The 12,667-nt window shown below is 60.5% G+C and carries 12 protein-coding genes and 2 pseudogenes; 6 read left to right on the top strand and 8 right to left on the bottom strand.

Going from position 1 to position 12,667, the window contains the following annotated elements:
* The first annotated feature begins 58 nt into the window (after positions 1–58).
* The 3 genes and pseudogenes from AC07V9_RS17245 (at position 59) to AC07V9_RS17235 (ending at position 847) form a co-directional block, all read left to right on the top strand.
* Entirely contained in the window at positions 59–265 is a 207-nt protein-coding gene (locus AC07V9_RS17245) for a hypothetical protein (RefSeq protein WP_495016938.1), read from the top strand.
* Positions 219–585 (top strand): annotated as a pseudogene (locus AC07V9_RS17240) (amidase family protein); the annotation flags it as partial. The gene AC07V9_RS17245 and the pseudogene AC07V9_RS17240, both read left to right, overlap by 47 nt.
* The gene (locus AC07V9_RS17235; protein ID WP_495016871.1) at positions 572–847 is read left to right on the top strand and encodes an amidase family protein; all 276 of its coding nucleotides are present in this window, start codon (positions 572–574) and stop codon (positions 845–847) included. The pseudogene AC07V9_RS17240 and the gene AC07V9_RS17235, both read left to right, overlap by 14 nt.
* A gap of 197 nt (positions 848–1,044) precedes the next feature.
* Here the strand turns inward: AC07V9_RS17235 and araH are convergent, their stop codons facing one another.
* The 5 genes from araH to AC07V9_RS17210 form a co-directional block, all read right to left on the bottom strand.
* Entirely contained in the window at positions 1,045–2,013 is a 969-nt protein-coding gene (gene araH, locus AC07V9_RS17230; protein ID WP_495016870.1) for an L-arabinose ABC transporter permease AraH, read from the bottom strand.
* A gap of 40 nt (positions 2,014–2,053) precedes the next feature.
* A complete protein-coding gene (araG, locus tag AC07V9_RS17225) occupies positions 2,054–3,586 on the bottom strand; it encodes an L-arabinose ABC transporter ATP-binding protein AraG (RefSeq protein WP_495016869.1) in 1,533 nt (510 codons plus the stop codon).
* Positions 3,587–3,682: 96 nt separating this feature from the next.
* Complete coding sequence (locus AC07V9_RS17220) at positions 3,683–4,687, bottom strand: substrate-binding domain-containing protein (protein WP_495016868.1); 1,005 nt, start codon at positions 4,685–4,687, stop codon at positions 3,683–3,685.
* Positions 4,688–4,854: 167 nt separating this feature from the next.
* Entirely contained in the window at positions 4,855–5,733 is an 879-nt protein-coding gene (locus AC07V9_RS17215; protein ID WP_495016867.1) for an SMP-30/gluconolactonase/LRE family protein, read from the bottom strand.
* A 75-nt stretch (positions 5,734–5,808) separates the two neighbouring features.
* The gene (locus AC07V9_RS17210) at positions 5,809–6,501 is read right to left on the bottom strand and encodes a FadR/GntR family transcriptional regulator (RefSeq protein ID WP_495016866.1); all 693 of its coding nucleotides are present in this window, start codon (positions 6,499–6,501) and stop codon (positions 5,809–5,811) included.
* 333 nt (positions 6,502–6,834) lie between these two features.
* Here AC07V9_RS17210 and AC07V9_RS17205 point away from each other — a divergent pair, with 333 nt between their 5' ends.
* Both AC07V9_RS17205 and AC07V9_RS17200 read left to right on the top strand, forming a co-directional pair.
* Positions 6,835–7,980: an aldose epimerase family protein gene (locus AC07V9_RS17205; protein WP_495016865.1), complete on the top strand. Its 1,146-nt coding sequence runs from the start codon at positions 6,835–6,837 to the stop codon at positions 7,978–7,980.
* A 287-nt stretch (positions 7,981–8,267) separates the two neighbouring features.
* Positions 8,268–8,492 carry a DUF6555 family protein gene (locus tag AC07V9_RS17200; RefSeq protein WP_495016864.1) on the top strand — a complete coding sequence of 75 codons (225 nt, stop codon included), beginning with the start codon at positions 8,268–8,270 and terminating at the stop codon, positions 8,490–8,492.
* Positions 8,493–9,062: 570 nt separating this feature from the next.
* Here the strand turns inward: AC07V9_RS17200 and AC07V9_RS17195 are convergent.
* Positions 9,063–9,807, bottom strand: a pseudogene (locus AC07V9_RS17195) (tellurite resistance TerB family protein).
* A gap of 141 nt (positions 9,808–9,948) precedes the next feature.
* Between AC07V9_RS17195 and AC07V9_RS17190 the strand changes: the two are divergent.
* The gene (locus tag AC07V9_RS17190; RefSeq protein WP_495016863.1) at positions 9,949–10,611 is read left to right on the top strand and encodes an HAD-IA family hydrolase; all 663 of its coding nucleotides are present in this window, start codon (positions 9,949–9,951) and stop codon (positions 10,609–10,611) included.
* Between the two features lie 54 nt (positions 10,612–10,665).
* Here AC07V9_RS17190 and nagZ read toward each other — a convergent pair whose 3' ends face one another.
* Together nagZ and AC07V9_RS17180 are read right to left on the bottom strand one after the other, a co-directional pair.
* The gene (nagZ, locus tag AC07V9_RS17185) at positions 10,666–11,664 is read right to left on the bottom strand and encodes a beta-N-acetylhexosaminidase (RefSeq protein WP_495016933.1); all 999 of its coding nucleotides are present in this window, start codon (positions 11,662–11,664) and stop codon (positions 10,666–10,668) included.
* A 103-nt stretch (positions 11,665–11,767) separates the two neighbouring features.
* The gene (locus tag AC07V9_RS17180; RefSeq protein WP_495016862.1) at positions 11,768–12,478 is read right to left on the bottom strand and encodes a TetR/AcrR family transcriptional regulator; all 711 of its coding nucleotides are present in this window, start codon (positions 12,476–12,478) and stop codon (positions 11,768–11,770) included.
* Positions 12,479–12,667 lie beyond the last annotated feature (189 nt).

Here is a 12,667-nt window from a genome sequence, read left to right as displayed (position 1 = left end):
TGATTTCCCGGGCATGATCAATGCTCTCGATCCAGCCATCCGGACATGACCGTGCCCCTTGGCCGCTAGCGCCGCCACCCGCCTTCTGCAACGCAAGGAACAGACCGCACAAGCCTTGCTCGGCGCTTGCCTGGACGTGATTGAACACCGTGAACCCGAAGTACAGGCCTGGCGCGAATACGACGCCAAGGCCGCGATGGCCCACGCAAAGCTGCTGGATCAGGGCCCGCTTCGCGGCCCCTGCACGGTTTGCCGCTGGCCGTGAAAGACCTGTTCACACCCGTGATTTCCGCTCCGGATATGGCTCGCCCCGCTATCAGGAACACCGACCGCCCCTTGACGCAGCGGCCATGGCGCTGTGCCGGAACGCCGGAGCGATCGTGCTGGGCAAGACCGTTACCACCGAATTTGCCACCTTCACCCCCGGCCCTGCGCGCAACCCACAACCCTGCCCACACACCCAGCGGTTCCTCCAGTGGTTCGGCTGCTGCGGTGGCCGCGCACATGCTGCCGTTAGCGCTGGGTACACAAACGGCAGCGTCGATCATTCGCCCTGCTGTCTTTTGCGGCATTGTCGGTTTCAAGCCCAGTTTTCGGGTTGATTTCTCGCGCAGGCGTAAAGAGCCTAAGCGAATCGCTGGACACCGTAGGTGGTTTCGGCCGCTGCGTCGAAGACGTGGCATTGCTGACCTCGGTCATGGCCAACGCGCCACAGTGGCGCCAGCTACCGAATGATCATAAACCTCGCATCGGCGTCTGCCACACGTCCTCGTGGGGCAAGGTGAGCCCCGCGGCTCAAGCGAGTTTTGAATCCACGGTTCGACGGCTGATCGCCAAGAGCGTGTAGATGGTCGATGTGACACTGACTGACAGCGTGTCGGCAATGTGCGCCGAAGCTTTCAAAGCGCTGGCTGTGGTAGTGAGCTTGCTCAGGAAGAAGCCTGTACAGCCATAAGATCTTCTTCGGCAAACACATGGCTTTCGTGAGCAAGCTCACTCCCACAAGTTAGGGGTATTGCTTCACATCGTGAACAACGAACGCTGTTACCGGCGTTTCAACCGGTCAATGATCACCGCCAGCAGCAGGATCGTGCCGCGAATCACGTATTGGTAGAAGGTGTCGATGTTCTTCAGGTTCATGGCGTTCTCGATGATCGCCAGAATCAACACCCCGGCGATCACATGACGAATCATGCCGATGCCGCCGCTCAGGGACACGCCACCCAGCACACAGGCAGAAATCACTGTCAGCTCGAAGCCCTGGCCGATCATCGGCTGGCCCGAGGTCATGCGCGAGGCCAGCACCACACCGGCGAGCGCACCGATCAGGCCGTGCACCGCGAAGATGATGATCTTGGTGCGATCAACGTGGACACCTGCCAGCAACGCCGCTTCCTGGTTGCCGCCGATGGCCAGCGAATTGCGGCCATAGGTGGTGTAGTTCAGCAACCAGCCGAAGAAAACGAAGCAGACGATGGTGATCAGGATCGGCACCGGGACGCCGAACAGCTGGCCATTGCCGAACACGAAAAACCCCTCGTCGCCCACGCCCACGGCCTTGCCGTTGGAGAAGATGTAAGCCAGGCCGCGCACGATCTGCATGGTCGCCAACGTCGTGATCAGCGCATTGATGCGCAGTTTGGCAATGACAATGCCATTGATCAGCCCCACCACCAAACCCATGGCCAGTGCTGCCGAGACGCCGAAAAACACGCTGTCGGTGTCGCGAATCACGATCCCGGCGATCACCCCCGAGCACGCCAGCACCGAACCGACCGACAGGTCGAAATGCCCCGATGCCAGGCAGAACAGCATGGTGCACGCGGCGATACCGACGGTGGAAATCGCCAAGCCCAGACCGCGCATGTTCAGGGGCGACATGAAGTTGTCGATGAGCAAGGCACAGAGCACGAAGATGCCCAATGCGGCCAGAAGCATGGCCCAGTCGTCGATGAATCGACGCATGTTCATGCCTTGGCGGGGAGCCGTCAGGCTGCTGGTTTCGGTAGTCATACGCACCTCGTTTTTATTTTTCACTGTCTTGTGCCAGATATCAGCCGCGGGTACGCGGCAATGCCAATTGCAACAACCGTTGTTCATTGGCCTCATCGCGAGAAAGCTCGCCGGTGATGGCGCCTTCGCTCATGACCAGGATGCGGTCGGAAATGCCCATGACTTCCATCAGATCGCTGGACACCACGATCACCGCGATGCCGTCGGCGGCGAGGTTATGGATGATGTCGTAGATTTCCGATTTGGCGCCGATGTCGATGCCCCGGGTGGGTTCGTCGAGCAGCAGCACCTTCATCGGCATCGACAGCCAGCGACCGAGAATGGCCTTCTGCTGATTGCCACCTGAGAGAAACAGCATTTGCTGTTCCGGCGAAGGGGTTTTGACGTTCATCGCGCGAATCTGATGCCTGGCGTTGTCGCGTTCCCACCGGCCCTGAATCAGGCAACCCAAGTGCACATGACGAGGCCGCGCACCGATGTTGATGTTCTCGGCGACGCTGGACAGCGGCACGATGCCTTCCTTCTTGCGGTCCTCGGGGCACAGCAGCACGCCGGCAGAAATCGCGTCCCGTGGGGATCTGAGATTCAGCGGCTTGCCGTCCAGCTGCAGCGTTCCGGCCTGACTGCGGGTCAGCCCCGACAGCAAGCGGAACAGCTCGGTACGACCGGCCCCGACCAGACCGAAAAAGCCCAGCACCTCGCCCTTCTCCACCGCAAAGCTCACCGGCTCCTGCAAGCCCGGCCCCATTAGGCCGGTGACGCGCAAGCTCGGGCCCTGATGCTGGCGTGGGCGGTAGTTGTAGATGTCCTGGATGTCGCGGCCCACCATGCAGGTGACCAGACGATCATGATCCAGATCGGCCATGTTTTCGAACGTACGCACGAAGCGGCCGTCCTTGAACACGGTGACGGCGTCACACACGCGGAAAATCTCTTCCATGCGGTGAGACACATACAGAATCACTCGGCCTTCGTCGCGCAGCTTGACGATGATCGCCATCAAGCGATCGATCTCCCGCGCCGACAGACTGCTGGTGGGCTCGTCAAAGGCGATGACGTGAGCGTTGCGCGACATGGCCTTGGCGATTTCCACCAGTTGCCGTTGCCCCAGCGACAGGTCACCGAGGCGGGTGTTGGGGTCGATTTCATCGGCCAGGCCCTTGAGCAGTTCGCGGGCACGACGCACCATCGCGCGCCGGTTGACCATGCCCCAGCGGTTGGGCATGTGACCGAGCAGCAGGTTTTCCGCCACCGACATTTCCGGGACCAGATGCAGCTCCTGATGAATCACCGCGACCCCGGCCGCGATGCTGTCGGCAGTGGACTTGAACGCCAGGTGCTGATCGCCGATCTGCAGATCGCCGCTGTTGGGCTGGTACGAGCCGCCAAGGATCTTCAGCAGGGTCGACTTGCCCGCGCCGTTCTCGCCCATCAGCGCATGAACGCTGCCGGGACGCGCTTCGAAATTGATGTCCGACAGCGCTTTCACGCCAGGAAAGGTCTTGCCGATCCCGTTGAAGCGCAGACTGCCGCCGGTGAGTTGTTGCGTGTGTAACGCAGGAGCCTGTTGCATGAACCACCTCCTCCTCGCCCCACCTTGTGAGTGCAGCGAGGCCTTGCAGATGTAGGCCCGACGTCACCGGTCAGGCCTGCCGATGTGCGCCGCGGATTACTTGTACAGACCGATCTTGGTCAGCACGTCCTTGAAGTTCTCGCGGGTGATCAGGGTCACGTCGTCCATGGCGGTGTACTTGGGCGGCTCCTTGCCGGTGCTGACCCACTCGTACATCTGCAGAGCGGTGTTGTAGCCCTCTTTGTCCGGGCTTGGCAGCATCGAGCCGAAGAAGCCGCTTTTTGTTTTTTTCAGTTCATCGATGGCGTCAGTACCGTTGATGCCGATGCCGATCACGTTGTCCGGCGCAAACCCTGCGCCTGCGGTGGCGCGCACGCCGCCCAGGACCGTGTTGTCGTTCATTCCGCCGACGATGAGGTTTTTCGCGCCGCTGGGCAGTTTTGGCAGGGCCGCGTTGGTGGCGTCCATGCTGCCTGGCACGTCGAGGGTTTTCTGCGGAGTGAAGAGGATGTGGTCTTCCGGCAGACCGGCTTTTTTCAGGGCATCAACCGAACCGTCGGTGCGCTTCTTGCCGGTGTCCAGCTCGTTGTAGGTGTTGATGATCGCGTAGGTTTCTTTCCAGTCCCACTTGCGATGCTGGGCTTCGGTGGCCATGGCCGCGCCCTGTTTCTGGCCGACCTCGAACGCCGCCATACCCAGGTACGGCACGTCCTCCATGAACTTGCCCTTGGCGTCGACAAAGCGGTCGTCCACGGACATGACTTTCAGATCGTTCGCTTTGGCCTTGGCGACGATGGCCGGGCCGAGGGAAACATCAGGGGGGCAGATGACAAAGCCCTTGGCGCCATTGGCGGCCAGGTTGTCGATGGCAGTGAGGGTTTTCTCGCCGTCTGGCACGGCGATCTTGATCACTTCGAAGCCGTGATCCTGACCCGCTTTTTCAGCGAACTGCCATTCGGTCTGGAACCAAGGCTCTTCAGCCTGCTTGACCAGAAAACCAATCTTGACCTTGTCGGCGGCAGTCACGCCACCGCTCATTCCAACGATTGCAGTGGCAACAGCGGCACAGCACAGGGAACGAATCCCGTGGCGACTCAACATAGCTAACTCCTTATTTTTATTGACTAGCTACAGCGTCCAGCAGTGAGTGTCGTAGCAGCCTGGGCGTGAAAAACGCGACAGGCCAATCGACTGATTACAGTCTTATCATATTATCAATGGCGTCTATGTAACCGAGTGTCACACCTCCTGTAAGCGGCTGATACACCTCAGCCGGAAAACCGCTGCAAGGCCAATCCGCGAACGCCGGTTTCGACCTGCAACACCCCGCCATCCCACGCCAGCGCATCGCTGTCGGGGCGAGCACTGGTGACGAACAGCGTGGTCATGTCAGGGCCACCGAACACGCAGCTGGTGGGATGGCTCAGCGGCAACTCGATGATGCGATCAACGCTGCCGTCCGGGGCAAAACGGATCAGACAATGGCCACCCCAGCGGGCATTCCAGACGTAGCCTTCGGCGTCCATCGCCGAGCCGTCGGGCACGCCGCGCTCATGCTGCGCCGCCCAGATTCGCCGGTCGCCGAGCGAGCCATCGGCTTGGATCGGGTAGCGATAAATCACGCCGTCCAGGCTATCTGCGGACAGCAGCGCCGTGTCGTTTTCGGCCCAGAGCAAGGTGTTGACGATGCCCTGACCGCTGAGCAACGGCGTGACCTGCGCATTGGCGTCGATCCGAAAAAGGCCGCCGGAACGGCGCTCCAGTGGCAGGTCGCCCCCCTCGGCATCGAGGTTGTTCTGCATGCTGCCCAGCCACAGGCGGCCGCGACTGTCGCAACGCGCTTCGTTGGCGCGATTGCCTTCCACGGGGTCGGCCACGCACAGCAACGTCAGTTCGGGATGCCCAGCGGGAGAGTTGAGGTTCAGGCGGTACACGCCACTGGCCAGGGTGACCAACGCATCGCCTTTGACAGTGGGAATGAAGGCTGACACTGGCTCGTTGAACTGCCAGTGACGCACCTGCCTCTGATGCAGACGCAGGGCGCGAAACCCGGCGATGTCCACCCAGTAGAGGCTCTGATGGATGTCGTCCCAGAACGGCCCTTCGGCCAATTTGAAACGCTGGTCACTGACCGGCTGCCATTTCATAACGATTGTCCTGTTTTTATTCTTGTTCAGGGCGCGGGGCCCCGATTGCCTTGTTGCTGTACTGTTCTGCAAATCTCACTGCGCCAGCGAGCGGGAAATCACCTCGCTGGCGTTTTCGATCAGGCTCATGCAGGCCCACACCCCGCGCGCCGAATCCCGCGTCGCGATCGCGTCCGCCAGATCCTTGTGCAGCGGCAGCGTGCGACCCAACTCGCCCGGCACCGCCGACGACACCTCGAAAGAGATCGCCAGCAGCGCGCCCATCGCCGGCAGCATCTGCTCGATGAAGCGGTTGTGACTGGCCGCCAGCACCGCCTCGTGAAAACGCTGGTCGGCGTGGTTGTAATCGCCCTTGTCAGCGACGCTGGCCGCCAATTGCAGATACGCCGCCTGAATCTCGACGATCTGCTCCCGGGTCGCGCGCTCACAGGCCCAACGCACGGCCATGGGCTCGATGGCCCGACGCAGATCCAGCAGGTCCATCACAAAGCTTTTCGGCAGCCCCTTGTCCGCCAACCACCCGACCACCTGCGGGTCGAACAGGTTCCAACTGCGCAGTGGCAATACCCGCGTACCGACCTTGGGGCCGACTTCGAGCATGCCCTTGGCCACCAGGGTCTTGATGGCCTCGCGGATCACGGTTCGACTGACCCCGAACTCCTCACCCAATGCCGCTTCGACCTTCAATGACTGCCCCGGCGCCACGCTGCCGTGAGCAATCCAGGCGCCCAGACGGTCTACCGTCGACGCGTGAAAACTGTTGCTCATCAATACACCCCTTTTCGCGGTCCGCTCGTGTCAACCGCTCCGCGAATCGAGGCTAATCATCATATGATTGCGTGTCAAACGCCTGTACAACCGCTAAAAGCTGGGCTAAACCTGTTTGGCAGCTGCTCAGGGGCTTGAGCATCGTTAAATAGTATTACAATTAATTTTTAAATCGAGAGGTTTTGTCGTTTACACGCGAATTTAGACCGTTAAAGCCATAAATTAGTAATACCAATCTTCAACACCAAGCTGACGACAAACGTCAAGTCGACCCACTTGCAGCTTGAAGCTTGAAACTTGCCGCTGCTTCTAAAAACAAAAAGGAACGACGTAATGAGGAAGACGCTTATCCCTGCTATCGGACTTTCGTTGCTGGTCAGCGCACTGCAAGCCAGTGCCGCCGCCGGCCTCTCCACTGAACACGCCACTTTCGGCAAAATGCCGGATGGCACGACAGTCGAGAAGTACACCCTGCGCAACAGCCTCGGCATGCAGGCCACGGTCATCACCTACGGCGGCACGCTGCAGTCACTGCTGATCCCGGACAAACACGGCAAGACCGAAGACGTGGTGCTGGGCTTCGATGATCTGGAGGGCTACCTCGACGGCACGTCGTATTTCGGCGCCACCATCGGCCGCTTCGGCAACCGCCTGGCCGACGGCAAATTCACGCTGGACGGCAAGACCTATCAGGTGCCGCAGAACGACAAGACCAACGCCTTGCATGGCGGCACCAAAGGCTTCGACAAACAGGTGTGGAAAGCCGAGCAGGTCAAGGACAAGGGCTGGGTGGGCGTCAAGCTGACCTACGTTTCGGCTGACGGGGAAATGGGCTTCCCAGGGACGCTGAAAACCGAAGTGACCTACAGCCTCAACGAGAAGAACGAGCTGCGCATTCAGTACCACGCCACCACCGACAAGCCGACGGTGCTGAACCTGACCAACCACAGCTATTTCAACCTCGCAGGCGCAGGCAATGGCGACATCCTCGATCAGGTGGCCATCGTCCACGCCAGCCACTACACCCCGGTCAACGAAAAGCTGATTCCCACAGGGGAGCTGCCTACAGTGACTGGCACGCCATTCGATTTCCTCAAGCCTGTGGCGTTTGGCAAACGCATTCGTGAGGACAACCAGCAGCTCAAGTTCGCCGAACCGACTCAGGGCGGCTACGACCATAACTGGGTGCTGGACAACAAAGGCAAGGTGTCGACGCTGGCAGCGGATGTGGTCGACCCGAAATCCGGGCGACGCCTGCAGTTGTTCACCAGCGAGCCAGGGGTGCAGCTGTACACCGGCAACTTCCTCGACGGCACGGTGAAGGGCAAGGCTGGCAAGATTTACCCGCATTGGGGCGCTTTTACCCTGGAGACCCAGCACTACCCGGATTCGCCAAACCAGCCGAAATTCCCGTCCACCCGGCTCGACCCAGGCAAGGCGTACAGCCAGACGACCGTGTTCAAGTTTTCCAGTCAATAAACTCAATCAACGCACGCTGTAGCAGCACGGCTTGCGGCGGTAGCGCTCGAAAGATCGCAGCCGCCTGCAAGCCCTGCTGCTATCAGGGATGAGGGTTGAATTAAAGCCAGTCGAAGATTCGCCTCCCGAAGCTGACTCGCCCATCCATTTGTTCACATCTGCACGCCCCAGGATCACCCTTCTGTACTGCGTGTATCCGTTTGGTAGCAAAAGCGTTAATTCGAGTGAATTTTCCCGTCGGCAGCGACTCAACGAACTGTGAGCGACTGATAGGGAGGTTTGCAAGAGTGGGACAGTACAAGCATTTCAGAATCGATTACCTGCTGCACGGTAAGTACAAAAGCTTCTATATCAGCGCCGAAACCATGGACAACGCCTCTGCCTGGCATTGGGCCTCCGTGGACGCAGGATTCGGGCAGATACCGAAGTACCGTTCGGACAAAGTGCCGAAAGTCAGCAAGCCCAAGGCCGAACAACTCGGTCTGACCGATGTGGAGTGGGCCGAATCCTGACTGGATCGGGCCCGCTTAAGCCGGAAAAAATCGCCCCGTCGAAGCGCCCTTGCAGCGCGTTGACCGGGGCGATCTTCGTATCGACGTAGTCCTTTTAGCCTTTCTGGCCGGGCGAGAGTCCATTCCTGTCATGACCTGCCGCCTCAGAGCCAGAACGAGCACTGAACCCTTCCTCCGAACTCGCCCCCTCGCGGCATCGTGCCCCGAAACCTCCTTTGGCAGGTCTTGTTCTGAACCACTTTCTGACAATTGGCGAGCCGCATCGGCGCCATTGAAAGAACTGATCATTAAACGATCATTGTGAGTAAGCCCTTGCATTTAAGGGCTTACAGAAAGTTATCCACAGAGATATTCACGCTTTTCGTGGACAACTTTTTGAACCATTTGGCGTTGACTTTCAGGGACTTCCGAGCGTAGCCGCTCCTGCCCTCCTGCATCTGTCCACGCTCACGCCGTCGATGCCAGAACAGGGCCTGCGCTGGCAATCGACTAAAGCACAAAAAGTGATGAAAGAGTGATCCCGCGCAACGGATTTGCGCGCTGGACACTGACGCAGGTATTGAGGGCCGTTCAAGCACCGCCCTTGGCCTGCTGCTCGAGATGGACTTGCAGACCCGGGTCAATGTTGAGCGCCACTGCCAGTTCATCCAGATAATTGCGCTCGGCCTCCTGCTGGTCATCCACCAGCAGGACGCTGACCAGGTACATCTCCGCAGCCATGCCCGGTTCGCCAATCGCCGCCTGAGCAACCTCGATGGCATCCAGCGGCTTGGCCACCTCGGCTTTGAGCCACGTCTGCAAATCCGGATCGTCAGCATGCTGATCGATTTCCTTTCCGATCAGCGCCTGTTCCCGCTCATCGATCGTGCCATCGGCCTTGGCCGCTGCGATCAACGCGCGCAGGATCGCGTGGCTGTGCTCCTCCACATCCGGCCCGGCCAGCAGATCGACCGTGCGCTACGGAGGTCTGCTGCGGCGCTGCAGGCTGCTGAGGAACCGATGCCTGCTGCCGTTGCCAGGCTTGATACGCTTGAAACGCCATCATGCCCAAGGAAGCCAGCATCGCGTAATTCGTCCCGCCTGAGCGGGATTGTGATGACCCGCCACCCGGTCCCCCCGACCTACCGCCACTCAACAGACCACCCAGCAGACCGCCCAGTCCGCCCGCCCCGCCAGATCCGGAACGGGAAGAGCCCGCGCCCAGCAAACCACCGAGCAAACCGCCCAGCCCGCCCTGTCCCGCACCACCCGCGTGTTGCGTCGCCGACCCCTGACTGGCGCGCAAGAGTTGTTCCAGCAGATCGCTGGTGTTCATGAGTTCGTCCTCAGCCGATGAATGCCACTCCCGAGTTCAAACAATAGACTTCGAGGAGGCGCGCGCCATGACCGTCTGGCCGACGCACGCCAGGCGCGTGCTAGGATCGCGGGCCAACCGATCACTCAGGGAGCCACCTTAATGCTTGAGCAGCACACCTTCGCCGCCTTTCTGTTCGACATGGACGGCACGCTGACCAACTCCATCGCCGCTGCTGAACGCGTCTGGACGCAATGGGCGCAGAGCAAGGGGCTGGATGTCGAGGAGCTGCTTTCGACGATTCACGGTGTGCGTTGCGTCGACACCCTGCGGCGTCTGAACCTGCCGGGCGTCGACCCGATACGTGAGGCAGAGCTGCTCGCACAGAGGGAGACCGATGACGTCGAGGGCGTGATTTCAATCGAGGGCGCGGCGAAGTTTCTCGCCGCCTTGCCTGACGACCGCTGGGCTGTGGTGACCTCTGCGCCGCGGCTGCTGGCCGAGCGACGGATTCAGGCGGCAGGCCTGCCGCTGCCGAAAATCATGGTCGCAGCAGAAGACGTCGAACGCGGCAAACCGGCGCCGGACTGCTTTGAACTGGCCGCAAAAAAACTCGGCGTCCGGGCTCACGATTGTCTGGTGTTCGAAGATGCGCCGGCGGGTATTGCAGCGGCAGAAGCGGCGGGCGCCAAGGTCATGGTCATCGCCGCCACACACAAACACGGGATCGACACCCCGCACCCTTCGCTCATCAGTTACGACGAATACCGCGTGGCGCTGAACACTGAAGGCTTGTTGCAGCTGAGCCTGCGCCCAGGGGTATAAGCCCGAGCCAGACAGGCGCGAAGCATGATGCCCGCGCCTGGAGGGTGATCCAGCTTAATCGATCAGTTGAGCTTCACGTAGCGCGCTCAAGGCCGCCAGCCAGCGTGGGTGCTGCCGATACTCGGTGGTCGCCAGACCCCGACCGCGCATCCGCGCGATTCGCGCGTGCGGTGTGATCTTCATCCGTTGAGCAGCGCTCAGGGCCAGCTCGGCGGCCGCACGGTCGTTGCACACCAGGCCCATGTCGCAACCGGCCGTCAGCGCGGCCTCGATACGACTCGCTGCATCCCCCACCACGTGAGCACCGGCCATTGACAGGTCGTCGCTGAAGATCACGCCATCGAAACCCAGTTCGCCGCGCAGAATGTCTTGCAGCCAGCGACGGGAAAAACCGGCCGGTTGCGAGTCGATTTGCGGATAGATCACGTGGGCAGGCATCACTGCAGCCAGCAGCTTGCTCAGGCGCGCGAACGGCACCAGGTCATTGGCGCGAAGGGTTTCCAGGCTGCGCTCGTCGGTGGGAATGGCGACGTGAGAGTCCGCTTCAGCCCAGCCGTGCCCCGGGAAGTGCTTGCCGGTGGCGGCCATGCCAGCGTCGTTCATGCCCTTGATGAAAGCACCGGCCAATACCGCTGCGCGCTCCGGATCGCCCTCGAACGAACGCGTGCCCACGACAGCGCTGCGCTGGTAATCCAGATCCAGCACTGGCGCGAAGCTCAAATCCAGACCTGTGCAAAGCACTTCAGTCGCCATCAGCCAGCCACAGTGCTCGGCCAGAAACTCAGCGTTGGGGTTATCGGCAATCGCCCGCATCGCCGGCAGACGCACAAAGCCCTGACGCAGACGCTGGACGCGACCGCCCTCCTGATCCACGGCCAGTAACAGATCGGGCCGAATCGCCCGGATCGAGGCGCTCAGCTCGCGGACCTGCCGAGGGCTTTCAATGTTGCGGGCAAAAATGATCAGGCCGCCCACTTCGGGCTGACGCAGAAACTGACGGTCTTCGGAAGTCAGCCACGTACCGGCGATATCCACCATCAGGGAGCCTTGCAGGCCAGAACGCATAGAAAGATCCTTCAACAAACCATTGCTCAGTGCGGCATGGTGAGGGATCGTCGGGTGCGATGCAAATGCGCGGCACCCGAGGGTGGGGCAGTCAGGCCTTGGCCGCGGCTGGCGCGGCGCTTTTGCTGCGGGGCTTGAGCTGGGCGCTGATCATCGCGGTGTCGGTGACCCCGGTTTCGGCGCGCATGCCTGCGGCGAGGAATGGCACCATCAGACGCATGACCTGCTCGATGGAGGTGTTCACACCGAAATCGGTTTCGGCAATGGCGCGCAGGGCCTTGATGCCGGACATGCTGAACGCCGCGGCGCCGAGCATGAAGTGCACACGCCAGAACAGCTCGATGGGCGGAATACGCGGCGCCGCTTCGTTGACCAAGAGCATGTATCGGCGAAAGACCTTGCCGTACATGTCCTCCAGATAACGACGCAAGTGGCCTTGGCTCTGGCTGAATGCAAGGCCCAGCAGGCGCATGAAAATGGAGAGATCGTTGCCGCTGCGAGGCTGAACCACCAACGCCTGCTCGACGAGGATTTCCAGCAGTTCTTCCAGCGTGGGTTTGTGCTCGGGTTTGCCTTGACGGCGTTCGAGCTCTTTGTCGAGGCTGGCGCAGAATGGCCCGAGGAACCGCGAGAATACGGCCTGGATCAGCGCCTTCTTGGAACCAAAATGATAATTGACCGCCGCCAGGTTGACCGACGCCTTGCTGGTGATCAGCCGCAACGACGTTTCCGCGAAACCCTTTTCCGCGAAGAGCTGCTCCGCAGCATCGAGAATTCGTTCAACTGTTTCCGACTGAGCCATGGTTATCCGCCTGACAAACACTTGTTTGAAACATACGTTTCAGCCGACCGCCTGTCAACCCTGGCTGTTCGCTTTCTGTCTGATCAGTCACGCCATTTAACCATACAAATCACGGCTTTTATCCACTGCGCCTGTATGCGCATCACCCTTGTGAATCAGCCTCTGTAAAAAGGAGCATTGCCAAGTGGC

The sequence above is a fragment of the Pseudomonas sp. GW821-FHT02A11 genome, assembly GCF_059421985.1.
The sequence above is the reverse complement of the archived record's forward strand: the minus strand, read 5'-3'. Positions and strand labels throughout refer to the sequence as shown.

Bases quoted from the DNA above. Each gene is read 5' to 3' on its own strand.
- araH (WP_495016870.1), bottom strand. From the start codon at position 2,013: ATGACTACCGAAACCAGCAGCCTGACGGCTCCCCGCCAAGGCATGAAC.
- araG (WP_495016869.1), bottom strand. From the start codon at position 3,586: ATGCAACAGGCTCCTGCGTTACACACGCAACAACTCACCGGCGGCAGT.
- AC07V9_RS17220 (WP_495016868.1), bottom strand. From the start codon at position 4,687: ATGTTGAGTCGCCACGGGATTCGTTCCCTGTGCTGTGCCGCTGTTGCC.
- AC07V9_RS17215 (WP_495016867.1), bottom strand. From the start codon at position 5,733: ATGAAATGGCAGCCGGTCAGTGACCAGCGTTTCAAATTGGCCGAAGGG.
- AC07V9_RS17210 (WP_495016866.1), bottom strand. From the start codon at position 6,501: ATGAGCAACAGTTTTCACGCGTCGACGGTAGACCGTCTGGGCGCCTGG.
- AC07V9_RS17205 (WP_495016865.1), top strand. From the start codon at position 6,835: ATGAGGAAGACGCTTATCCCTGCTATCGGACTTTCGTTGCTGGTCAGC.
- AC07V9_RS17190 (WP_495016863.1), top strand. From the start codon at position 9,949: ATGCTTGAGCAGCACACCTTCGCCGCCTTTCTGTTCGACATGGACGGC.
- AC07V9_RS17180 (WP_495016862.1), bottom strand. From the start codon at position 12,478: ATGGCTCAGTCGGAAACAGTTGAACGAATTCTCGATGCTGCGGAGCAG.